The following is a 21201-nucleotide window of genomic DNA, read 5'->3' as shown; positions in this document are numbered from 1 at the left end:
CAGGTTGAGCGTGGCCTTGGCGCCGTCGACAAAACCTGATTCCTCGGCTTGGGCGGGCAGGGCGGCAGAGGCCACAGCGATGGCAATCAGGGCGGGGAAGAAATACTGCGCGGGGGAAGGCGTCATGGGCTCGGGTCTCTCTAATTGTTGGGGATGAAGCAGGGCGATGCCGCAACGTCGGGTTGCAGTCAAAAGAACGGATTGGTTAAACGCAGCGCAATCAACCGGACAGGACAGGGCGCGGGGGCATAGGGTGAACCTGATGTTGTTGGTCTTGTGCGACGAATGGTGGGGGGAATGTACTAGATAGTTCAATCAGCGAAAGCGGGATCTGGGCGATTATCGAACATAAGATTGATCTAGTCTTTGTGGTTTACTAATCGGCCTCTTCGCGGGCAAGCCCGCTCCCACATTTTGATATTCTTTAGTCATAAATAGTGTTGCCTGAGGATCCCCTGTGGGAGCGGGCTTGCCCGCGAAGAGGCCAGCGATCACACCACACCTTTCCCGCAACCAACAAAAAGCCCACCAAAAGGTGGGCTTCTTGTTTTAAAGCACTATCAGAACAACTTCATCTTCGGCGCTTCTTCTTTCAGCGGTTCGACCTTGGCGGTCTGCTGATTCCAGCCGCCACCCAAGGCCTTGTACAGGTTGACCGCGCTGACCAGTTGCGCAAGACGGTCGGTGATCAGTACTTGTTGGGCGTTGAACAGCTGACGCTGGGCATCGAGGAAGGTCAGGTTGCTGTCGACACCGATGAGGTAACGACGCTGGGCCAGACGGTAGTAGTCCTGGTTGGCGGTGACGAAGTCACGCTGAGCCTTCAACTGATCGGTGTAAGTCTGGCGAGCGGCCAGGCCGTCGGCGACTTCCTGGAAGGCCGTTTGAATGGACTTCTCGTAGTTCGCCACGCCGATGTCTTTCTGGATTTTCGAATAATCCAGGCTGGCGCGCAGGCTGCCGGCGTTGAAGATCGGCAAGTTGATCTGCGGCTGGAACAACCAGGTGCCCGAACCGCCCTTGAACAGACCGGACAAGTCCGGGCTCAGGGTGCCGGCGTTGGCCGTCAGGCTGATGCTCGGAAAGAACGCCGCCCGTGCCGCGCCGATGTTGGCGTTGGCGGCCTTGAGGTTGTATTCGGCCTGAAGAATGTCCGGACGACGCTGCAGCAAGTCCGATGGCAGGCCGGCTGGTACGTCGCTGAGCAAATCGTCAGACAGCGGCTTGGCGGCTTGCAGGTTGGCCGGGATGCCGGTGCCGAGCAGCAGCACCAGGCTGTTTTCATCCTGAGCGACCTGACGGGTGTACTTCGCCAATTGCGCCCGGGCGTTTTCCACCGAGGTGCGCGACTGGGCGAGGTCCAGCGCCGACGCCACACCGACCTCGGCACTGCGCGCGGTGAGCTTGTAGCTTTCCTCGAACGCACCGAGGGTGTCCTGGGTGACTTTCAGCAGTTCCTTGTCGGCTTGCCAGGTCAGGTAGGCGTTAGCCACGTTGGCCACCAGGCTGATCTGCGTGCTGCGTCGACCTTCTTCCGTGGCGAAGTATTTTTGCAGCGCTTCTTCGCTGAGGCTGCGAACCCGACCAAACAGGTCGAGTTCATAGGCACTGATGCCGACCGTGGCCGAGTAGGAACTGACGATACCCGACTCGCCGGTCTGCGAAGAGTTTTGCGGAACGCGCTGGCGGTTGCCGCTGCCATTGGCCGATATGGCCGGGAACAGATCGGCACGCTGGATGCGGTATTGAGCTGCAAAGGCATCGATGTTCAGCGCGGCGACACGCAAGTCACGGTTGTTTTCCAGCGCGACCTGAATCAGCTGTTGCAGTGCCGGGTCATGGAAAAACTGCTTCCAGCCTTGCTCCGCCGCAGCCTGGCTCGGTGCCTGGGCCGGCGAGTACGCCGGGCCCTGCGGGTATTGGCCGGCCACCGGTGCCTCAGGCTGCTGATAGTCGGGTATCAGCGAGCAACCACCAAGCACAAACGCGGCGACGGCTAGGGAAAGTAGCGACTTGCTCATTGGCCAGCCTCTTTAGGAGTTTCAGTGGCGTCATCCGGGTCGGCAATTTTGCGCTGACCGATGGACGACACAGTGACGAAGAACAGTGGGACCCAGAAGATCGCCAGAACGGTGGCGGTGATCATACCGCCAATCACTCCGGTGCCGATGGCATGCTGGCTACCCGAACCTGCACCGGTGGAAATGGCCAGTGGCACCACACCCAGGACGAACGCGAGCGAGGTCATGATGATCGGTCGCAAACGCATCCGGCTGGCTTCAATCGCTGCATCGCGCAGGCTGCGCCCTTGCTCATGCAGTTCCTTTGCAAATTCGACAATCAGAATGGCGTTTTTCGCCGCCAGGCCGATGGTCGTCAACAGGCCCACCTGGAAATACACGTCATTGGACAGCCCGCGCAGGCTGGTCGCCATCAGTGCACCGATGATCCCCAAAGGCACCACCAGCATCACCGCAATCGGGATCGACCAACTTTCATACAGTGCCGCCAGACACAGGAACACCATCAGCAGCGACAATGCGTACAGCGCTGGCGCTTGCGAACCGGACAACCGTTCCTCGTATGACAGGCCGGTCCAGGAAATACCCACACCCGCCGGCAGTTTCGCGGCAAGGGCTTCGACTTCGGCCATGGCTTCACCGGTGGAATAACCCGGCGCCGGGGAGCCGAGGATTTCCATCGCTTCGACGCCGTTGTAACGGGCCAGCTTCGGCGATCCGTAAATCCATTCACCCTTGGCAAACGCCGTGAACGGAACCATGGTGCCGGCGCTGTTGCGCACATACCATTTCTTCAAGTCTTCAGGGCTCATGCGCGAGCCAGGCTGGCCTTGTACGTAAACCTTCTTCACTCGACCACGGTCGATGAAGTCGTTGACGTAGCTACTGCCCAGCGCGATCGACAGGGTGTTGTTGATGTCGGCGATGGTAATGCCCAGGGCACTGGCCTTCTCGTCATCGATTTCCAGTTGGTATTGCGGTTCGTCGTTCAGGCCGTTCGGACGGACCTGAGACAGAATCTTGCTTTGCGCGGCCATGCCGAGGAACTGGTTGCGTGCTTGCATCAGTTTTTCGTGACCGATACCGGCACGGTCCTGAAGGAACACGTCGAAACCGGTGGCGTTACCCAGTTCCAGTACCGCCGGAGGCGCGAAGGCAAATACCATGGCATCACGGAAGGTGAAGAAGTGCTGCTGGGCACGGGCCGCCACTTTGAACACGTTGTTGTCGGCGTTACGTTCGTCCCATGGTCGAAGCATGATGAACGCCATACCCGAGCTCTGGCCACGACCGGCGAAGTTGAAACCGGTCACGGTAAACACCGAGTTCACCGCATCGCCTTCACCGCCATCCTTGCTCGGACGCAACAGGAATTCACGCATCTCGTCCACGACCACTTGGGTGCGCTGGGAGGTTGAGCCGGCCGGCGTCTGCACCTGGGCGAAAAGTACGCCCTGGTCTTCTTCCGGCAGGAACGCCGTCGGGATACGGGTGAACAGCCAGATCATGCCGACAATGATGAGGAGGTAGGCCAACAGGTACGGTGCCTTGCGCGCGAGCATGCTGCCCACGCCGCGCTCGTAGCTTCTGACGCCCCGGTCGAAGTTGCGGTTGAACCAGCCAAAGAAGCCGCGCTTGGGTACGCCGTGCTCACCCTTGGGAATGGGCTTGAGCATGGTGGCGCAGAGCGCCGGGGTGAAGATCAGCGCAACCAGAACCGACAAGGCCATGGCCGAGACGATGGTGATCGAGAACTGCTTGTAGATCACGCCGGTGGAGCCACTGAAGAACGCCATTGGCAGCAGAACCGCCGACAGCACCAGGGCGATACCCACCAATGCACCCTGGATCTGGCCCATGGATTTCTTGGTGGCTTCCTTGGGCGAGAGGCCTTCTTCGCTCATCACCCGTTCGACGTTTTCCACCACAACGATGGCGTCGTCCACCAGCAAGCCGATGGCCAGGACCATACCGAACATGGTCAGGGTGTTGATACTGAAACCGGCCGCGGCGAGGATGCCGAACGTACCCAGCAATACCACCGGCACGGTCATCGTGGTGATGATGGTGGCGCGGAAGTTTTGCAGGAACAGGAACATCACCAGGAACACCAGTGCGACCGCTTCGACCAGGGTGTGAACCACGCCTTTGATCGACTCGGTCACCACGGGGGTGGTGTCATACGGGAACACCACTTCCATCCCTTCCGGGAAGAAAGGCTTGAGGCTGTCGATGGTCTTGCGCAGGGCTGTGGCGGTATCCAGAGCGTTGGCGCCAGTGGCCAGCTTCACCGCCAGACCGGAAGCCGGGGCGCCGTTGAACTGGGCATTGATGCTGTAGTTTTCACCACCCAGACCGACGTCAGCGACATCTTTCAAACGAACCTGAGAACCGTCCTTGTTGACCTTGAGCAGAATTTTATTGAATTGCTCAGCGGTCTGCAGGCGGGTCTTGCCGATGATCGTGGCGTTCAGTTGTGTGTCGGGCAGGGCAGGCAAGCCGCCAAGCTGGCCGGACGACACCTGGACGTTCTGTGCGGCGATGGCGGTTTTGACATCGATCGGGGTCAGGTTGTATTTGTTCAACTTGGCCGGGTCGAGCCAGATACGCATGGCGTACTGCGAGCCGAACACCTGGAAGTCACCAACACCGGCGGTCCGCGAGATCGGGTCCTGCATGTTCGACACGATGTAGTTGGACAGGTCGTCCTTGGTCATGCTGCCGTCACGCGAGACCACGCCGATCACCAACAGGAAGTTTTTCACCGCCTTGGTAACGCGGATACCTTGCTGCTGCACTTCTTGCGGCAGCAACGGGGTGGCCAGGTTCAGTTTGTTCTGGACCTGAACCTGCGCGGTATCGGAGTTGGTGCCTTGCTCGAAGGTCGCGGTGATGGTCATGGTGCCGTCGGAGTTACTTTCCGAGGACACATAACGCAAGTGGTCGATACCGTTGAGCTGCTGCTCGATCACCTGCACCACGGTGTCTTGTACCGTTTGTGCCGAAGCACCCGGGTAGGCCACGGAGATGGCGATTGCCGGAGGCGCAATGCTCGGGTATTGGTTGATCGGCAGCTTGAGGATCGATAGTGCCCCGACCAGCATGATCACCAGGGCTATTACCCAGGCGAAAATCGGACGGTCGATAAAAAATTTCGACATGGGTTATTCCCCTTTGCCGCTGGAAGCTTTGTCAGCTGCCTGTGCGGGGGCCGGGTTCTTTGCGCCAACGTTAGTCGCTTCAGTGGCTTTGACTTCGATACCAGGCTTGACGAATTGCAGCCCTTCGGTGATCAGGCGATCGCCTGCCTTCAGGCCGTCCTCGATCAACCATTGGCTACCGACGGTGCGGTTGGCCTTGAGATGGCGCAGTTCGACCTTGTTGTCAGGACCGACGACCAGTGCAGTCGGCGTGCCTTTAAGGTCGCGGGTCACGCCTTGTTGCGGCGCCAGAATCGCTGCCGAGTTCACACCGGCCTGCAATTGAGCGTGAACGAACATGCCCGGCAGAAGGGTGTGTTCAGGGTTCGGGAACACGGCACGCAGGGTGACGGAACCGGTGGTCTGGTCAACCGAGATCTCGGAGAACTCAAGCTTGCCGTCCAGCTTGTACTGGCTGCCGTCTTCGAGGGTCAGCTTGACCGCCGCCGAGTTGTCGCCGGCCTTTTGCAGACGACCGCTTTCCAGTTCGCGGCGCAGTTGCAGCAACTCCACAGAGGATTGGGTCACGTCGACATAGATCGGGTCGATTTGCTGGATCACCGCCATCGGATCAACCTGGCCGCTGGTCACCAGCGCGCCTTCTGTCACGTTGGAGCGACCGATACGACCGGTCAGCGGTGCGTAAACCTTGGTGTAGCGCACGTTGATCTGAGCCGTTTGCAGCGCGGCTTCCGATTGCATCCGGTTGGCTACGGCCGTGTCGTATTCCTGACGGCTTACCGCTTGTTCGGCGACCAGTTGTTTGTAGCGGTCGGAGATCGACTTGGTCTGTTGCAGGTTGGCTTCTGCACTTTTCAACGTGGCGTCATAAACCGACGAATCAATCTGATACAGCTGCTGGCCAATTTTGACGTCGCCGCCTTCCTTGAACATGCGCTTGAGAATGATGCCGTTCACTTGGGGGCGAACTTCGGCGATGCGGTAGGCGCTGGTACGGCCCGGCAGGTCGGATGTCAGGGTGAAGGCTTGGGTTTTCAGAGTGACAACGCCGACCTGAGGAGGCGGTGCGGCTGGTGCGGCTTCTTCCTTTTTGCATCCGCTGAGCAGCGATGCCAAGGCGACGGCAGTGACCAGAGCGGTAACAGCTGACTTGAATTGCATGAAAATCCTCGGGTCCGGCGCGCATCATGCGCACGAGAAAGGTGGAAGGTTAAAAATGGGGTGCTGAGTGGATAAGTAGCTTGCTAAGGAATATACTTACGTTCATGGTTGTTTGTAAACACCTCGGCTGCGTATCCACTTCTCTACAAAAGCCGTTCAAAGGTTTGAATTGCAAGACGGGGACGGCACCCAAGAGCGCTCGCTCCATTTTTATTCAGCTGATGTTCAGACATCGCTGAGGCATCCTGATTGAGGTTTTACTGCCATGGTCCGTCGTACCAAAGAGGAAGCTCAAGAAACCCGCAGCCAGATACTCGAAGCGGCAGAAAAAGCCTTTTATGAAAGGGGCGTGGCGCGTACGACTTTGGCGGACATCGCTACGTTGGCCGGTGTGACTCGCGGTGCTATCTATTGGCATTTCAGCAACAAGGCCGATTTGGTGCAGGCCATGCTGGATACCTTGCATGAGCCACTGGATGAAATGGCCAGGGCCAGTGAAAGCGAGGATGAACTCGATCCGCTCGGTTGCATGCGCAAACTGCTGATTCATTTGTTTCATCAAGTTGCGCTGGATCCAAAGACCCGACGCATCAATGAGATTTTGTTTCATAAGTGCGAATTCACCGATGAAATGTGCGACCTGCGACAGCAGCGCCGAACGGTCAGCCTGGATTGCAATGTTCGAATTGCCCTGGCCTTGAGTAATGCCGTGAATCGGGGGCAAATGCCCAAAGACCTCGACACGGCACGCGCTGCCATCAGCCTGCATGCCTATATCGACGGCATCCTGTACCAGTGGCTGCTGGCGCCCGACAGCTTTCAATTGCACGCCGACGCCGAGCGTTGGGTGGAGACGGGGCTGGACATGCTGCGCTTGAGCCCAAGCCTGCGCAAATGAAAAAAAAGCGAAATTGGCTTCACGTGTGGTAACTGTCAAAGCGGACGCCGGATTCCATGGGCTGCTTTTATATACGCACACTCGCCAGGATGACAGGTAGCGAGCTACGTAATTTGTAGGAAATTTGTGTCGTGGGTGTGAATGAGTGCGAGCACACCACCTGAAACAGAAAAAGCCCCGGCTCTGAGGAGTCGGGGCTTTTTTGCATTTCAGTATTTGACGCTTACATCACCGGGTAGTCGATGTAACCCACCGGGCCTTTGCCGTAGAACAGTTCTGGACGCGCGTCGTTCAACGGCGCGTCGGCCTTCAAACGTGCAGGCAGGTCCGGGTTGGCAATGAACGGCACGCCGAAGGCCACTGCATCGGCCTTGCCGCTGGCCAGCCAGGCGTTGGCGCTGTCCTTGGTGAAGCGTTCGTTGGCGATGTACGGACCACCGAAGGCTTCTTTTAATTGCGGGCCAAGGCTGTCGCCGGCTTCTTTTTCGCGCGAGCAGATGAACGCGATGCCACGTTTGCCCAATTCGCGAGCAACGTAGATGAAGGTTTCGGCGAGGTTGTCGTCGCCCATGTCATGAGAGTCAGCGCGCGGTGCCAGGTGCACACCGACGCGACCGGCGCCCCAGACTTCGATGGCCGCGTCGGTCACTTCCAGCAGCAGGCGCGCACGGTTTTCCAGGGAACCGCCGTATTGGTCGGTGCGCTGGTTGGTGCTGCTTTGCAGGAACTGGTCGAGCAGGTATCCGTTGGCACCATGGATTTCCACACCGTCAAAACCTGCGGCTTTGGCGTTCTCGGCGCCGGTGCGGTAAGCGTCGACGATGTCGGCGATTTCAGCGGTTTCCAGGGCACGCGGGGTTGGGTAATCCGCCAATGGGCGAACCAGGCTGACGTGGCCTTTTGGCTGGATGGCGCTCGGTGCGACCGGCGCTTCGCCGTTCAGGTATGAGGTGTGAGAAACCCGGCCGACGTGCCACAGTTGCAGGAAGATCTTGCCGCCCGCGCCGTGGATGGCTTTGGTCACGTTAGCCCAGCCGCGTACCTGGTCGTTGGACCAGATGCCCGGGGTGTCCGGGTAGCCGACGCCCATCGGCGTGACCGACGTGGCTTCGCTGAGGATCAGGCCAGCGGAAGCGCGCTGGACGTAGTACTCGGCCATCAGCGCGTTCGGCACGCGGCCTTCGTCGGCGCGGCAGCGGGTCAGCGGCGCCATGATGATGCGGTTGGCCAACTCGATGTCGCCCAGTTTGATCGGATCGAAAATAGTCGTCATGAATGCACCCTCGTGAGGTCTAGGTGGTTTAGTGAGTCGCTGGAGCCAGTTCGGGATTGCCGCTCTGGCGGAAAGTAATCAGGGTCACCAGCAGGGCGAGCACCGCCAGTGCGGCGGCCGCGAGGGGCACGCTGGTCAGGCCGTAGCCGTGGGCGATGACGCTGCCGCCGACCCAGGCACCGAGTGCGTTGCCGATGTTGAAAGCGCCGATGTTCAGGGTCGACACCAGGTTTGGTGCCGCTTTGCCAAAGGTCACTACGTTCACTTGCAGGGCTGGGACGGCGGCAAAACACGCGGTCGCCCAGAGGAACAGGGTGATTTCGGTCGGGATCAGCGCGACGCTGGTCCATGTCAGTACGGTGGACACCACCGCCATGCTGATGAACACGCCGATCAGTGTCGCGGCCATGCCTTTGTCTGCCAGTTTGCCGCCGATGATATTGCCGACGGTCAGGCCCAGGCCGATGAGCATCAATGTCCAGGTCACGCCGCGCGGCGAGACTCCGGTGACTTCGCCGAGCAGCGGCGCGACGTAGGTGAACAGGGTGAAGACCGAGGCGGCGAACAGCGCAGTCATGCTCAGGGACAACCAGATCCCGGCGCCCTTGAGCGCTGCCAGTTCGGCGCGCATGTCGAGTTTTTCTTCATCGCGCTTGGCCGGCAGGAAGCGGATCAGGCCGATCAAGGCAATCACACCGATCACGGTCACGGCCCAGAAGGTCGAACGCCAGCCGGCTTGCTGACCGAGCGCGGTGCCCAAGGGAACGCCGAGCACGTTGGCCAGGGTCAGGCCGGTGAACATCAAGGCCACGGCCGAAGCGCGTTTGTTGGCCGGCACCAGACCTGCCGCCACCACCGAACCGATACCGAAGAAGGCACCGTGGCAGAGAGCCGTGACGACCCGCGCAAACATCAACACGTTGTAGTCACTGGCCAGGGCGCAGAGCAGGTTGCCGATGATGAAAATACCCATCAACGCAACCAGTGCCGCCTTGCGCGGCAGCCGGGCGGTGGCCAGTGCCATGAATGGCGCCCCGATGGCCACGCCCAGGGCGTAACCGGTCACCAGCCAGCCAGCGCCGGGGATCGACACACCGAGGTCCGCCGCCACATCGGGCAGCAGGCCCATGATGACGAACTCGGTGGTGCCGATGGCGAAGGCACTCAAGGCCAGAATGAGGAGCGAGAGGGGCATTGTTTGATTCCTTGTCGGCTGACTGACGTTAAGGGTCAGAGCTCTTTACTGAAGGTCTTGAGGAATTCCTGGATGGTTTCCTCATTACGTTTGAAAAAATGCCACTGGCCGACTTTGCGGCTGCTGATCAGGCCGGCGCGTTGCAGGGTCGCCAGGTGCGCGGACACCGTGGACTGCGACAAGCCGCAACGTTGATCGATCTGTCCGGCGCAAACGCCGTGCTCGTTGCTGTGGGACTGGTCAGGGAATTCGACGTCCGGGTTTTTGAGCCAGTGCAGGATTTCTCGCCGTACCGGGTGTGCCAGGGCTTTTATTATTTCGTCGAAGTCGAGGTTCATGGCTGGGAGCTCGTGATGAGTAAAACGCTATATCGCGATGAGGCGAACTTTAAATCGGTATTTCGCGATATACCAATATAATTTTGCTCTGACGAGCGCATAAATCGGTATATCGGGTTATAACGATGCGTGGGTGTATGGAAACAAAGGTGCAGTGCTAAGCTGCGCGGATGAACTATCTCGCACATCTTCACCTCGGTGGCCCGCGTCCCGGTCAATTGCTCGGCAGTCTGTATGGCGATTTCGTCAAAGGACGGCTGCAAGGGCAATACGATCCGGAAATTGAGGCGGCCATCCAGCTGCACCGCAGCATCGACGTGTTTACCGACCGCCACCCGTTGGTGGACGTTTCGTTGTCACGGTTTTCCAGCACTCGCCGGCGATACGCCGGGATCGTGCTCGACGTGTTTTTCGACCACTGCCTGGCACGGAACTGGACGCTATACGCCGACCGGCCACTGGAACTGTTCACCTCTGATGTGTACCGGGTACTGACGGCCGAACCGCAATTGCCCGAGCGCCTGGCGAAGATCGCGCCGCACATGGTGGCGAATGACTGGTTGGGTTCTTATCGGGAGTTCGAGGTGCTGGAGCAGGTACTGCGGGGGATTTCACGGCGATTGACCCGGCCTGAGGAACTGGCGGGGGCGATGCAGGAATTGCGGGTGTTGTATGAACCGTTAAGCGAGGATTTTCGGTTGTTCTATCCACAGCTTCAGGTATTCGCCCAAAACTACCCAGCACCCTAACTCCTGTGGGAGCGGCCTCGCGATGAGGTCGGTACAGGCGACAGATGTCCCGGGCTGGTCTTTACTCTGAAGCGCGAAACATCTTAATTGCCAAGGAGAAAGAGCATGTCTGGATGGTACGAGTTGAGCAAAACCAGCAGCGGCCAGTTTCGGTTTGTATTAAAAGCGGCCAATGCCGAAACCATTCTGGCCAGCGAGCATTACACCACCCGCAGCGCAGCCGACAACGGCATTGCCTCGGTGCAAAAAAACAGCCCGCTGGATGAACGCTACGAAAAAAAGACCACCAAGGATGGCCATCCTTACTTCAACCTCAAGGCCGCCAACCACGAAATCATCGGCAGCAGTGAAGCCTATTCCTCCGAGGCCGCACGGGAAAAAGGCATCGCCAGTGTGAAGGCCAACGGGCCGACCACCGTGATCAAGGACAAGACCTTGCCGGTGCTCTGAACTACACCGCCGCTCCCATTTTCGACTGCATCTGTACTGGCGGAACGCGATTAAAGGTGGGAGCGAGCCGGCTCCGGGCGGCGATCCGACGATGGCGTCAGCCGCGTCGCCACTAAACCTCGACGGGAACCGTCAGCTTCGGACTCCCCAACGCATGCGTCTTCGAATCAAAAAACCGTAACTCCGATCCCGTCCCCTCAAACACCTTCGCGTAATGCCGCTTCTGATGCTGAATAAACGCTTTGCTGCGCGGGTAAATCGAGATCGCCACCACCGTTGGTTTCGCCTGGCGCAGCGCATGAACAATATGACTGTCCTGCTCACCCAGCGCATGACCAAACACGCACAACCCGTCGCCATGTCCCAATAACTGGTCATAACAAAACGACAGATAATCCGAGCTGCGAATGGTCTTGAGCTTGTCCTGCGCCGGCCCTTCGTTCACAAACAGCGGCACGTCATCCAGCGTCTTGATCGTATTGTTGATCGCGAAACTGCCGAGCAACGTGCCCTCGGTCGACATCAGTTTGCGCGCGGTGCCGTCCTGATTGCGCACCAGATGCAAACCACCGTGCAGGTACAACAAACGGGTTTTATCGGTCGTCGTGGTGCTCAGGTCAAAACCCGGCTCGGTGCCCTGGAACAGGTCGGTGATCGCGTCTGGTTGATGCTGGATCGACCAGTAATTGAGCAAGTCATAGTTTGTGGTAAATACCGTCTGATAGGAGCCCAGTTCCCGGCTGATGGTCGCCAGGGTTGAAGGCACCACCAGCCGCCACGGAATATGCACGGCATGCACGGTGTTGATCAGCGCTTCCTTGACTGCGTAATAGCGATTGCGCGGTGCGGCGGAGCTGACCGCCAGCGCCTTGTTGACCCGGCTGGTGGTTTTCAGCGCGCTCAGTACTTGCTCGAAACTGCGTGTCTGCATCGCCTCGAACACGCTCAGCTCGGATTGGCTCAGGGGTTTCTCTTCGACGGTGCGCGCATTCTCGAACAGCGAGTCGTAACCAAAATCGTCCCACACGGCGCGGCTGGCGCCGTTGCCCACCAGCAAACCGCTGAACGAGGCGGTGGCGCGCAAGGCGTTCCAGTCATCAAGTTGGGCATCAACATCCTGGAAATCGGTCATTGCGGTGGTCGTCTCGAAGCAAGGGGCTAATGGGCGGCGACTTTATCACGGTCGGGCAACGAGTCAGATCAACATGTGTTTTGGCGCCCCGGCGCGAGCATCACGCAGAGCATCGCGCCCACCGCCAGCAACGTGCACAGCAGCGAGAGTGGCCACGCCTGCTGACTGGCAATCAGGCTGGCGATACCGCCAATGACCGCAGCCATCAGTTGATGAATAAAGCCGCTCAGGGCCATCGCATAAGCACCACCGACCGGTGAACCGTCGTTGGCCAGCGACAAGCTGATCGGGTAGGTCAGCGATTGCCCGAACACCGCCACGCAATAGGGCAACCAGAACAGCAGCGCAAGGCTGGTGCCGGCAATATTGCCCAACAACATCACCGCGCTGCCCGCCAGCACCAGCCCGACGCCGGCCGTCATCAATCGGCGTTGACCGGTGCGCAGCACCAAGCCATTGACCGCCAATGCCCCCAGAAAATACGCCGCGCTGATCGGCCAGCCCAGCCCCCCGTATTCCACTGCCGACCAATTGAACGGACCTTGCAGAATCAACGGCGCGGCGGTGTTGAAGGCGACGATCACCCCATAGCCGAGGCCGCCGGTGAGGGCCGGCAACAGGAAGGCTCGATCGCACAAAATGCGCCCGTAACTTGGCCACGCAGATGGCTGCACATTGTCCTCGGTCGGCACCGCAAACGGGACTCGCGCCACAACCGTCGCCATCAACAGGCTCGCGCCCCCCAACAGATAGAAAATCGCCGACCAGCCCAGCGCCACCTGAATAACCGCCCCCAGGTACTGGCCGATTCCCAGCGCCACCACAAATGAAATCGAAATCCACGACAATGCCTTCGCCAGCAGATCGCCGCGAAAGCTGTCGCGGATCAGCACTCGGGCCATCACCGAAATTCCGCTGGCACCGATGCCTTGAATCAGTCGAATCATCAGGAACGATTCAAGTGTCTGGCTCAGCGGCAGTACGAGGTTGCCCAGCCCATAAATGCCCAACGCCGCGAGCAATACCGGTTTGCGACCGATGCGCTGACCGAGGCTGCCCCAGAACAACATCGGCATCGCCATGCCGATCAAGTACACTGCCAGCCCCCAGGACACCTGCGAGGCCTCGGCGGACAGGTACCGAGCCATCTCCGGTAGCGCCGGCAGGTAAATGCTCATGCCCAATTGAGCGAGAAAAACCGTGCTGCAAGTGACAAGGAGGGTGCTGCGGCTCTTCATGACATCTTCCCTGGTGTTCAATCGCCGGCGACTTCGGCAGGCGTGCATAAAAGCTCGGTGACGAGCTCACAAAAGTGGCGGATCAGCATCGGTTCCATGTCGGCCCGCAAGGTGATTCTCACAGCCGCCTTGCCTTGGGCAACTACCGGAAAAAACACCGCCGAGGTGAAGAAACCGAGGTTGGCCAATTCGATGGCGATGCGGTTGGCCCGTGCCGCTTCACCGCAGTGGATCAAGCGAATCGCCATGTTGCTGCCGTGCTGTGCGGTTCGGATCAGGCTGTCAAAGAGCCGGATATTAACCTGAAGTTTTTCCTGTAACGCGGCAAATGCCGGCGTTTGATGCAACTGGATGGAGGCTCTGCCCGCACCGATGGCCGCGCTGTTCAGGCTTTGTGACCAGTTGCTGGGTCCGCCGTAGCGTTGAATCAGCTTTTTCTGCCGTTCATTGCCCAGCATCACCAGCCCGCCGCTGGCGCCAAATGACTTGGCCAGTGAGGCAACGACCAGGCCGTCATCTTCCAGGGCCTGAAACCTGGGGCGCACCAGGCCGGCACCGAATGTGCCGACGGTGGACAGCGCGTGGGAGTCGTCGAGATAGAGAAACAACCCATAACGGTCCTTCAGGTACAAAAGGCTGTCCATGTCGGCGACCCCGCCCATGCTGTAAGCACCGTCGGCAACATACGCGACCCTGGTGTTTTGCTGGCATTGCGTTTCCAGAAAGTCCATGTCGTTGTGCGGACTGGTCACGACTCTGGTTTCATCAGCGCAGGCGGCTTTCAGGTGATTCATCGAGTAGTGCGCCAACCGGTCAAACACCATTACCGGCGGCCGGTTTTCGGTGAACACGCCGCTGGCCAGCAGCGGCAGGATGCCGGCACTTGCCGCGCTGCACGACAAGGTGCTCAGGCAGGTGGCACCGAACAACGCTGACAGCTCGGATTCGTACTGTTCGAGGATCGCCAGTTTGCAGCGGTTTTTTGAGTTGGCCACGCGCAGGGTGCCGGTTTCCCACAAGGTGGTCATGGCGCCGTCGAGCAGGTCGGTATGGTGATCCAGGCCCAGATAAGATGTGGTGCAGAAGTGATGAAAGGCGCGTCCGTGCTGGTCAACCATGCGGTTGCTGCTTCTGATGTTGACATTCAGTCCCGCGACCTTCCCGGCTTCTGCGACTTCCCAGTCGTGATCGGCCAGCGAGATCAATTTTCGATAGTTGGTGAAGGTATTTGCCGCGTGCGTGGTCTGGTCCATTTGAAGTGTCTGTCCTTGAGTGGTGAAGCCATCCGTGTGTGTTGCCAGACTTTACAGAGTGCGACGTTGACGCTGAATCGGCCGTTTCCGCTTCGGTCGAGTGTTACAAGATTTTTATGTGTAGGACGATGGCTGTGTGGGTGTGAGGCAAAACCCGGTTGTCCTGCCCATTCAGCCGCACAGAAGTCAGCGAGCCCTCCATGCTGCAAAAAGCCAGATCCGCCGTCTCGACCTGCTCACCCTCCAGTTGTTCGTCGCCGTCCACGAAGAGGGCACGCTGACCGTATTTCATACCTGTAAACGATGTCTCCGGTTTAGAACGTAAAGGATGTCTCCGGTTTATACCGTGGGGATCAGGCGTTGAACGGGTTGAATGGGCGGATTGGCGAGGGAATAGCGCGCGGTTGATGATTGGGGCGTGCGCGCTGGGATAGACTGGTGTCCATTCGCTCATTGGTTCCTCAGGACTTCCCATGACCCCATCGCTGCTAATGGCTGTTCTCGCCTCGGGTTTCATCTATGGCATCACGCCGGGGCCGGGTGTGTTGGCGGTGTTCGGCATTGGCGCGGCGAGTGGTCGACGGGCTGGAGCGGGGTTCTTGTGTGGGCACCTGCTCGGGGATGTGGTCTGGTGCAGCACCGCGTTGATCGCGATTGTCGGCGCGCGGGAAATCGGCAGCACGGCGTTCGATGTCTTGGGTGTGCTCAGTGGCCTCTATTTGTTCTGGCTCGGTTTGCGCGCTGTACGGGCGAAACGCAGCAGTGCCGAGGCGCCTCAAGGGCCGGCTCGCCAGCCGTTCTGGCACGGCATATTGTTCGGTCTGACCAATCCCAAGGCGTACCCGGTGGCGGTGGCGACGTTTACGGCGCTGTTGTCCAGCCGTGCGGAGCTGCTGCACTGGTCGATGTTGCCGTGGTTGATTGTCCTGAGTTTCGTCGGTGGTTTGATCGCTTACGCTATCCTCATCGGTATAGTTGGTGCACGGCAGGTTCGGACCTTGTATCAGCGTCATGAACTGGCGATCACCCGGTTGTGCGGGGTCATGTTTATCGGTTTTGCCATTAATGCCCTGGCGCACGCGTTGCCCGGGCTGGTCACGAACAAGGCTTGAATCCAGAGCAGGGCTCCATGGCAAACAGTAACTCCGCACCGCTGGCAAGCTACCTCGATCTGTTGCTCGACGCCGTTTGTGCGGTCGACAAGCAAGGTCGCTTCGTATTTGTCAGTGCGGCTTTCGAGCGCATTTTCGGTTACACCCCCGAAGAGATGATCGGCCAGTCGATGATCGATCTGGTGCATCCTGCCGATCGCCAGCGCACGCTCGATGCCGCGCGGGAAATCATGGGCGGCGAGCCCAAACTCAACTTTGAAAACCGTTACCTGCGCAAGGACGGCCAAGTGGTGCATATCCTCTGGTCGGCGCGCTGGTCGGAAGTCGATCAATTACGTATCGCGGTGGCCCGGGACATCACCGAACGCAAGCAGGCCGAGTCCCGGCAAGCCGCGTTGTATGCGATCTCTGAGGCCGCTCACGCAGCAGAAGACTTGCTGACGCTGTTCAAACGCATTCACCTGATCATTGGTGAATGGCTGCCCGCGCTGAATTTCTCTGTGGCGCTGTATGACGAACACTACGGGCAATTGAATTTCCCTTATCACGTCGACGACGATGAACTGCAACCCGAGCAGCCTGGCATTATGACCGAACGCCTGTGTGCGGAAGTGATACGCAGCGGTCAGCCGATTTTACTGTCCCCGGAGCAGGACAATTCGTACGCAGGCTTCGAGATGTCGATCGAAGACCCGAATTCGCCCTGCTGGCTGGTTGTGCCATTGAACTCGAAAAACGGCACCATCGGCGCGCTCATCGTCAAAAGCGTACCGGGGGGCGAGCGCTACACCGAGCAGGACAAGGAACTGTTGCAATACGTCTGCGCGCAGGTCGCGACCGCCATCGAGCGCAAGCAATTGCATGCCCGGCTGCAGCAAATGGCGCAGTACGATCAGCTGACTCAACTGCCCAATCGCGGGCTGCTGCGTGATCGTCTCAAGGCTTCATTGGCGCAGGCTCGCGCAGAGGGCGGGCGCATGGCATTGCTGTACGTCGACCTTGATCGCTTCAAGGACGTCAACGACACCCACGGCCATACGGTGGGCGACATGCTCTTGCAAGCGGTGGCCAATCGGCTCAAGGGTTGCGTACGCGAAACCGACACCGTGGCACGCATCGGCGGCGACGAGTTTGTGGTGTTGTTGCACAGCATCCACGCTTCGGAAGACGCCGACAGGGTGTCGGAAAAAATCCTTCAGGTCCTGGCGCAGCCGCTGCGTCTGGACGGGCATAACCTGAACATCCAGATCAGCATAGGCGTCGCTCATTTCCCCGAGCACGGCACCGAAGAACAGCAGCTGCTCAGGCATGCCGACGAGGCCATGTACACCGCCAAACGCCAGCATCATCTGCGCCTCGAAGTCTGAAGCGGTGCCGCCGTTCGTCGCGGCTTTTTCAGCTTTTCTAAACCTTTTTAGGCTCCTCGATTCTGATTTTATGCGGGCTGTTGCTCGCCTGGGTCCTAACCAAGAGGTAGAGAATCATGCCTAATTCAAGAAACTCGAACTCGGGAAACTTCGCCAACGATCGAACGAAGGCGTCTGAAGCCGGTCGTAAAGGTGGGAAAACTACCACCACGACTGTAGATAAAGACTCTTCGAAACCCGAAATGGGCCGCAAAGGTGGTCAGAAATCCAAGTAGTGATTGAACGTGGTTTTTGATTGAGAGGCGGGGGCGCAAGCTCCCGCTTGAATTTTTTTACAAGGAGGGCGCGACCATGAACAGGATGGCCACCCGAATACGTCATGCAGGTTTTGTCACGTTACTGAGCCTGTGTGCCAGCAGCGCTTTTGCCCAGTCCCCCGCAGAATTCATCGACGATGCGTCGGCCCAAGGCATGGCCGACATTGAAGCGAGTCGACTGGCGCACCAGAAAACCGAATCCAAAGAGGTCAAGGACTACACGATCGTTGTCATCAACGACCGCACCACTGCGAACCAGCATCTGGCGAAAATCGCCAAACAACTGGATTTGCCCGTGGCCCCACGCGAAGAAGTGGTCGACAAGGCCAAAGCGTTGATGCCGCAAGTGTTGGACGGTGCAACCTTTGATCAGGCCTACGCCGCCAGTCAGGTGAAAACCACCCAGGCAGCCATCGAACAACTTCAGCAAGAGGCGCAGACCACCGACGTGCCGGAAATCAAAGCCTTCGCTGAAGAGACCCTGCCCAAACTGCAAAATCATCTGCAAATGGCCAGGGCGTTGCAGGCCGGTCGCTAGTGGCATTTACAACAAACGGCGCGTGACTTACATCACGCGCCGTTTTTTTTGGCTCAGCACTCATTCAAATTTTGTTTGTGTCGGCTCGACGACGCCAGCCCCGCCAGGTCATGTACCTCGTTTTCACCCATGGCGCGATAGTATTTGCGCAGCGCCTCCAATTGCTTGAGGTCCAGTATCTCCAGCCCCAGCATCGCGTTCTTCGCCTCCTTGTTCACCCGCAGCAACTCGTCGATTTTCAAATGCAGAATGTCGGTATCGCGGTTCTGCGTGTTCTGGATCAGGAACACCATCAGAAAGGTGATGATCGTGGTGGAAGTGTTTATGACCAATTGCCAAGTGTCGTTGAAACCGAAAATCGGCCCGCTCAAGCCCCACAGGGCAATCAGAAGTAGCGCCGCCATAAACGTCTTGGGACTGCCGGCCCACAGGGCGAGTTTCTGCGAGATTTTTGCGAATTTCATTGCCGTGTTCCTTATAGGGATGCGCCTGAATTTCAGACAGCGACGGCCTGTTGAAAATTCTACTGACATTTCCGGATTCGCTTGCGACTCGAGTTTTGTAGCAGCTGGCGAAGCCTGCGTCCGGCTGCGTAGCAGTCGTGAAATCATGCGGCTCGGTGTTTCAGTGAGACCGATAGCTTAGGGTTTACGACTGCTGCGCAGCCGGACGCAGGCTTCGCCAGCTGCTACAAATTGCGTCTAGTCAATTAGCTTCACTTCAAGGGTCCAACTGAAGTAACCCAACGCCTCGCAGTTTTTGTTGATCAGCATGAAATTCAGCTCGCACGCCGCTACCCCGGAGGACAGTCGCTTGCATTCCCAATAATGATCGGCAATCACATGGTTACCCGGCTCGGTTGGATTTGCAGGGTCTGGCGCAGCTATCGTCAGGTTGCCATGGACCACCAACTTGGGCGCTGACAGTACGCCGGCATCGCCCACGGACATCTCGTAAAACACCACACTGTGTTCTGCGAGCAAACTGACGGTTCTTCCACGGATATGGAACGTTGTCCCGTTATCCTCGCTCAACGTCATATTGCTGTCATTATTGGCACTTTGTTGGCCGCTGATGGCAAAGATAAAGCCATCCTCGATCACCGTCGGAAGTTGCGGTTTGAGGCTGGGTTGCGGATAGCGTGAAAGCAATGATTCGGCATCGACGATCAGCAATACATTGCTCGTGGTCGCGACGCTGGATGAAGGGGATTTGATCGGTTTGGAAGTCATCATGGATTCCTTTCATGATGTTGGCACATGACGGCAGCCGCTTCTGTTCATGCAAGACATCCCGTTCCTGTCGAGGCGGCAACGCATTCGGCAAGCCCCTTGTTGCCAAGGGGCCAGACGCTCGTCAGTTTCTGATGGTGATGAACGGGTCCCACGAACAGCAGCCGACGATCTTGCACTCGCGGTCCACGATCAGGAAGTGGAAGTGGTAGGTCACACTGCCGCACGAAAGAGTCTCCGAAGACCAGTAATGGTTATCGACTTTTTGACAGCTCGGCACCGAAGGATTGCTGGGGTTGGGGACGGCAACGCAAGCTGTTGCCTTGCGCGGTGTGGGGGTGGAGATCAACTCGTTGCCGACATTGCCAGTGAACTTGTAGAAAATAACGGCGGTTTCAAAACTAAGTGACAGGCTGGTTTCCCGCCAGCGAATCAAATCGCCCACTTGAGCTTTCAAGTTCAATTCGCCACCGGCCTGGCCACTGACCACGTTGTTCTGGTTGGTGACCATATACATGTAATTGACGTCGATCATTGTCGGCGCAGCGGGGTTTTTGCTGATATTGGGGTACTTTTTCAGAATGGTTTCGGTGTCGATTGAAACCAGTACATCCGTAACTCGTGACATAGTGAATCTCCTTTTTCATAGTGAACGCCTGGCATCTTTCCAGGCACAACAACGATTGCTTGCCTTGCGGTCGTTGCGCAAACACTACGGACGGAATCCACCTATCACAAAGATGAGCTGGCCTTGCTCCTTGCATGCATACAGCAGGTTCGGGTTCCTTCCGACGGGCCGCGATTGGACTATAGATGCGAAATCTTGACTGTCAAAACTGCTTTGTGGCTGGATCGACGAGCGGTCGACGTTTTGTGTTCTTCAATGGTCGGGATAGAGCCGCGCACGCTGGTGGAGGTATCGTATCGAACCGGTTGTCTGCCTCTGGCCCACAACAACGCACCGACAGGAGAACGCAATGAATTGGTCCGCCAAACAATACGTCGCTTTTGAAGATGAACGCACCCGTCCGGCGCGGGATCTGCTCGCCGCCATCCCGCCCGTGGACGCGCATTCGGCCATCGACATCGGTTGTGGCCCCGGTAACTCGACCGAGTTACTGGTCGAGCGCTTCACCAGCGCCACGGTACGTGGCGTCGACAGTTCGACCGACATGATCGAAGCCGCTCGCAAGCGCTTGCCAACCGTGCAGTTCGACACCGTTGATATCGGCACCTGGAACGACAGCGGCCCATTCGACGTGATATTCGCCAACGCAGTGTTGCAGTGGTTGCCCGATCACGCGACGTTACTGCCTTCACTGGCCGGCAGACTGACCAAGGGTGGAAGCCTGGCCATTCAAATGCCCGACAACCTCAACGAACCGTCCCACCGCCTGATGCGAGAAGTGGCCGCCGAGGGGCCGTGGGCCAGCAAACTGGCGGACGCCGCCGGGCAACGCACAGAGATGGCGAGAGTCAGCGATTACTACTCGATGCTGCGACCTCACTGTGCGCGAGTAGATGTATGGCGCACCAGTTACCATCACCCGTTGGCGGGCGGTGCATCGGGCGTGGTCGAGTGGTTCAAGGGCAGCGGATTGCGGCCGTTTCTTGCACCGCTGGATGAGATGGAAAAGACGCAATACCTCAAGCAGTACCAAGCTGCGATTGAGCAGGCTTATCCGGCGTTGAGTGATGGTTCGGTGCTGTTACCGTTTCCGCGGTTGTTTATTGTCGCGACTCGGTAAGGCGCAATGGTCGGCCAT

The 21201-nt window shown here is 58.4% G+C and carries 21 protein-coding genes; 8 read left to right on the top strand and 13 right to left on the bottom strand.

Going from position 1 to position 21201, the window contains the following annotated elements:
* Window positions 1–560 precede the first annotated feature (560 nt).
* From emhC to PMI22_RS07700, 3 genes are read right to left on the bottom strand one after another with little or no spacing between them, the layout of a single operon-like run.
* The gene (emhC, locus tag PMI22_RS07690; RefSeq protein WP_007947629.1) at window positions 561–2021 is read right to left on the bottom strand and encodes an efflux RND transporter outer membrane subunit EmhC; all 1461 of its coding nucleotides are present in this window, start codon (window positions 2019–2021) and stop codon (window positions 561–563) included.
* Entirely contained in the window at window positions 2018–5182 is a 3165-nt protein-coding gene (emhB, locus tag PMI22_RS07695) for an efflux RND transporter permease subunit EmhB (protein WP_007947628.1), read from the bottom strand. The genes emhC and emhB overlap by 4 nt, the downstream gene beginning before the upstream one ends.
* Before the next feature lie 3 nt (window positions 5183–5185).
* Window positions 5186–6343, bottom strand: coding sequence for an efflux RND transporter periplasmic adaptor subunit (locus tag PMI22_RS07700; RefSeq protein WP_007947627.1), 1158 nt, complete (start codon window positions 6341–6343; stop codon window positions 5186–5188).
* Between the two features lie 265 nt (window positions 6344–6608).
* Between PMI22_RS07700 and emhR the strand changes: the two genes are divergently transcribed.
* Entirely contained in the window at window positions 6609–7241 is a 633-nt protein-coding gene (gene emhR, locus PMI22_RS07705) for an efflux system transcriptional repressor EmhR (protein ID WP_007947625.1), read from the top strand.
* A gap of 223 nt (window positions 7242–7464) precedes the next feature.
* Here emhR and PMI22_RS07710 read toward each other — a convergent pair whose 3' ends face one another.
* The 3 genes from PMI22_RS07710 to PMI22_RS07720 are packed head-to-tail and all read right to left on the bottom strand — an operon-like array spanning window position 7465 to window position 10047.
* A complete protein-coding gene (locus tag PMI22_RS07710) occupies window positions 7465–8514 on the bottom strand; it encodes an alkene reductase (protein WP_007947624.1) in 1050 nt (349 codons plus the stop codon).
* Between the two features lie 28 nt (window positions 8515–8542).
* Entirely contained in the window at window positions 8543–9709 is a 1167-nt protein-coding gene (locus PMI22_RS07715; protein ID WP_007947623.1) for an MFS transporter, read from the bottom strand.
* Window positions 9710–9744: 35 nt separating this feature from the next.
* Window positions 9745–10047, bottom strand: a complete 303-nt coding sequence (locus tag PMI22_RS07720; RefSeq protein WP_007947622.1) for an ArsR/SmtB family transcription factor — start codon at window positions 10045–10047, stop codon at window positions 9745–9747.
* 170 nt (window positions 10048–10217) lie between these two features.
* On the opposite strand from PMI22_RS07720, the gene PMI22_RS07725 reads away from it, so the two are divergent.
* Together PMI22_RS07725 and PMI22_RS07730 are read left to right on the top strand one after the other, a co-directional pair.
* Window positions 10218–10796, top strand: a complete 579-nt coding sequence (locus PMI22_RS07725; protein ID WP_007947621.1) for an acyl carrier protein phosphodiesterase — start codon at window positions 10218–10220, stop codon at window positions 10794–10796.
* A 105-nt stretch (window positions 10797–10901) separates the two neighbouring features.
* Complete coding sequence (locus PMI22_RS07730; RefSeq protein WP_007947620.1) at window positions 10902–11246, top strand: YegP family protein; 345 nt, start codon at window positions 10902–10904, stop codon at window positions 11244–11246.
* 112 nt (window positions 11247–11358) lie between these two features.
* On the opposite strand, the gene PMI22_RS07735 is transcribed toward PMI22_RS07730, so the two are convergent.
* The 4 genes from PMI22_RS07735 to PMI22_RS31740 all read right to left on the bottom strand — a co-directional run bounded on the left by PMI22_RS07735 (window position 11359) and on the right by PMI22_RS31740 (window position 15161).
* Window positions 11359–12378 (bottom strand): DUF4917 family protein, encoded by a 1020-nt coding sequence (locus tag PMI22_RS07735; protein ID WP_007947619.1) that lies wholly within the window; start codon window positions 12376–12378, stop codon window positions 11359–11361.
* 68 nt (window positions 12379–12446) lie between these two features.
* Entirely contained in the window at window positions 12447–13616 is a 1170-nt protein-coding gene (locus tag PMI22_RS07740) for a multidrug effflux MFS transporter (RefSeq protein WP_007947615.1), read from the bottom strand.
* Between the two features lie 17 nt (window positions 13617–13633).
* A complete protein-coding gene (locus PMI22_RS07745; RefSeq protein ID WP_007947614.1) occupies window positions 13634–14869 on the bottom strand; it encodes an aminotransferase class I/II-fold pyridoxal phosphate-dependent enzyme in 1236 nt (411 codons plus the stop codon).
* 103 nt (window positions 14870–14972) lie between these two features.
* Complete coding sequence (locus PMI22_RS31740) at window positions 14973–15161, bottom strand: hypothetical protein (RefSeq protein WP_033049532.1); 189 nt, start codon at window positions 15159–15161, stop codon at window positions 14973–14975.
* Window positions 15162–15342: 181 nt separating this feature from the next.
* Here PMI22_RS31740 and PMI22_RS07750 point away from each other — a divergent pair, with 181 nt between their 5' ends.
* From PMI22_RS07750 to PMI22_RS07760, 4 genes are all read left to right on the top strand, one after another.
* Window positions 15343–15981 carry a LysE family translocator gene (locus PMI22_RS07750; protein WP_007947612.1) on the top strand — a complete coding sequence of 213 codons (639 nt, stop codon included), beginning with the start codon at window positions 15343–15345 and terminating at the stop codon, window positions 15979–15981.
* Between the two features lie 17 nt (window positions 15982–15998).
* Window positions 15999–17348 carry a sensor domain-containing protein gene (locus PMI22_RS07755; RefSeq protein WP_007947611.1) on the top strand — a complete coding sequence of 450 codons (1350 nt, stop codon included), beginning with the start codon at window positions 15999–16001 and terminating at the stop codon, window positions 17346–17348.
* Between the two features lie 116 nt (window positions 17349–17464).
* Window positions 17465–17623, top strand: a complete 159-nt coding sequence (locus tag PMI22_RS30785) for a KGG domain-containing protein (protein WP_007947610.1) — start codon at window positions 17465–17467, stop codon at window positions 17621–17623.
* A 76-nt stretch (window positions 17624–17699) separates the two neighbouring features.
* Window positions 17700–18203: a DUF4142 domain-containing protein gene (locus PMI22_RS07760; RefSeq protein ID WP_007947608.1), complete on the top strand. Its 504-nt coding sequence runs from the start codon at window positions 17700–17702 to the stop codon at window positions 18201–18203.
* Window positions 18204–18256: 53 nt separating this feature from the next.
* Here the strand turns inward: PMI22_RS07760 and PMI22_RS07765 are convergent, their stop codons facing one another.
* From PMI22_RS07765 to PMI22_RS07775, 3 genes are all read right to left on the bottom strand, one after another.
* Window positions 18257–18667, bottom strand: a complete 411-nt coding sequence (locus PMI22_RS07765) for a low affinity iron permease family protein (RefSeq protein ID WP_007947607.1) — start codon at window positions 18665–18667, stop codon at window positions 18257–18259.
* 237 nt (window positions 18668–18904) lie between these two features.
* A complete protein-coding gene (locus PMI22_RS07770; RefSeq protein ID WP_007947606.1) occupies window positions 18905–19435 on the bottom strand; it encodes an AidA/PixA family protein in 531 nt (176 codons plus the stop codon).
* A 124-nt stretch (window positions 19436–19559) separates the two neighbouring features.
* On the bottom strand, window positions 19560–20063 hold the full coding sequence (locus tag PMI22_RS07775; RefSeq protein ID WP_007947605.1) for an inclusion body family protein: 504 nt from the start codon (window positions 20061–20063) through the stop codon (window positions 19560–19562).
* A gap of 349 nt (window positions 20064–20412) precedes the next feature.
* On the opposite strand from PMI22_RS07775, the gene tam reads away from it, so the two are divergent.
* On the top strand, window positions 20413–21183 hold the full coding sequence (tam, locus tag PMI22_RS07780; RefSeq protein ID WP_007947604.1) for a trans-aconitate 2-methyltransferase: 771 nt from the start codon (window positions 20413–20415) through the stop codon (window positions 21181–21183).
* Window positions 21184–21201: the final 18 nt, after the last annotated feature.

The sequence above is a fragment of the Pseudomonas sp. GM21 genome, from assembly GCF_000282215.1.
Classification (GTDB): Bacteria; Pseudomonadota; Gammaproteobacteria; order Pseudomonadales; family Pseudomonadaceae; genus Aquipseudomonas.
The sequence above is the reverse complement of the archived record's forward strand: the minus strand, read 5'-3'. Positions and strand labels throughout refer to the sequence as shown.

What these genes read in the sequence shown, in the direction of transcription:
- tam (WP_007947604.1), top strand. Translation starts at nt 20,413, where the DNA reads ATGAATTGGTCCGCCAAACAATACGTCGCTTTTGAAGATGAACGCACC.
- PMI22_RS07770 (WP_007947606.1), bottom strand. Translation starts at nt 19,435, where the DNA reads ATGACTTCCAAACCGATCAAATCCCCTTCATCCAGCGTCGCGACCACG.
- PMI22_RS07755 (WP_007947611.1), top strand. Translation starts at nt 15,999, where the DNA reads ATGGCAAACAGTAACTCCGCACCGCTGGCAAGCTACCTCGATCTGTTG.
- PMI22_RS07715 (WP_007947623.1), bottom strand. Translation starts at nt 9,709, where the DNA reads ATGCCCCTCTCGCTCCTCATTCTGGCCTTGAGTGCCTTCGCCATCGGC.
- emhC (WP_007947629.1), bottom strand. Translation starts at nt 2,021, where the DNA reads ATGAGCAAGTCGCTACTTTCCCTAGCCGTCGCCGCGTTTGTGCTTGGT.
- PMI22_RS07720 (WP_007947622.1), bottom strand. Translation starts at nt 10,047, where the DNA reads ATGAACCTCGACTTCGACGAAATAATAAAAGCCCTGGCACACCCGGTA.
- PMI22_RS07735 (WP_007947619.1), bottom strand. Translation starts at nt 12,378, where the DNA reads ATGACCGATTTCCAGGATGTTGATGCCCAACTTGATGACTGGAACGCC.
- PMI22_RS07760 (WP_007947608.1), top strand. Translation starts at nt 17,700, where the DNA reads ATGAACAGGATGGCCACCCGAATACGTCATGCAGGTTTTGTCACGTTA.
- PMI22_RS07765 (WP_007947607.1), bottom strand. Translation starts at nt 18,667, where the DNA reads ATGAAATTCGCAAAAATCTCGCAGAAACTCGCCCTGTGGGCCGGCAGT.
- PMI22_RS07710 (WP_007947624.1), bottom strand. Translation starts at nt 8,514, where the DNA reads ATGACGACTATTTTCGATCCGATCAAACTGGGCGACATCGAGTTGGCC.
- PMI22_RS07775 (WP_007947605.1), bottom strand. Translation starts at nt 20,063, where the DNA reads ATGTCACGAGTTACGGATGTACTGGTTTCAATCGACACCGAAACCATT.
- emhB (WP_007947628.1), bottom strand. Translation starts at nt 5,182, where the DNA reads ATGTCGAAATTTTTTATCGACCGTCCGATTTTCGCCTGGGTAATAGCC.
- PMI22_RS31740 (WP_033049532.1), bottom strand. Translation starts at nt 15,161, where the DNA reads ATGAAATACGGTCAGCGTGCCCTCTTCGTGGACGGCGACGAACAACTG.
- PMI22_RS07700 (WP_007947627.1), bottom strand. Translation starts at nt 6,343, where the DNA reads ATGCAATTCAAGTCAGCTGTTACCGCTCTGGTCACTGCCGTCGCCTTG.
- PMI22_RS07740 (WP_007947615.1), bottom strand. Translation starts at nt 13,616, where the DNA reads ATGAAGAGCCGCAGCACCCTCCTTGTCACTTGCAGCACGGTTTTTCTC.
- emhR (WP_007947625.1), top strand. Translation starts at nt 6,609, where the DNA reads ATGGTCCGTCGTACCAAAGAGGAAGCTCAAGAAACCCGCAGCCAGATA.
- PMI22_RS07745 (WP_007947614.1), bottom strand. Translation starts at nt 14,869, where the DNA reads ATGGACCAGACCACGCACGCGGCAAATACCTTCACCAACTATCGAAAA.
- PMI22_RS07730 (WP_007947620.1), top strand. Translation starts at nt 10,902, where the DNA reads ATGTCTGGATGGTACGAGTTGAGCAAAACCAGCAGCGGCCAGTTTCGG.
- PMI22_RS07750 (WP_007947612.1), top strand. Translation starts at nt 15,343, where the DNA reads ATGACCCCATCGCTGCTAATGGCTGTTCTCGCCTCGGGTTTCATCTAT.
- PMI22_RS30785 (WP_007947610.1), top strand. Translation starts at nt 17,465, where the DNA reads ATGCCTAATTCAAGAAACTCGAACTCGGGAAACTTCGCCAACGATCGA.
- PMI22_RS07725 (WP_007947621.1), top strand. Translation starts at nt 10,218, where the DNA reads ATGAACTATCTCGCACATCTTCACCTCGGTGGCCCGCGTCCCGGTCAA.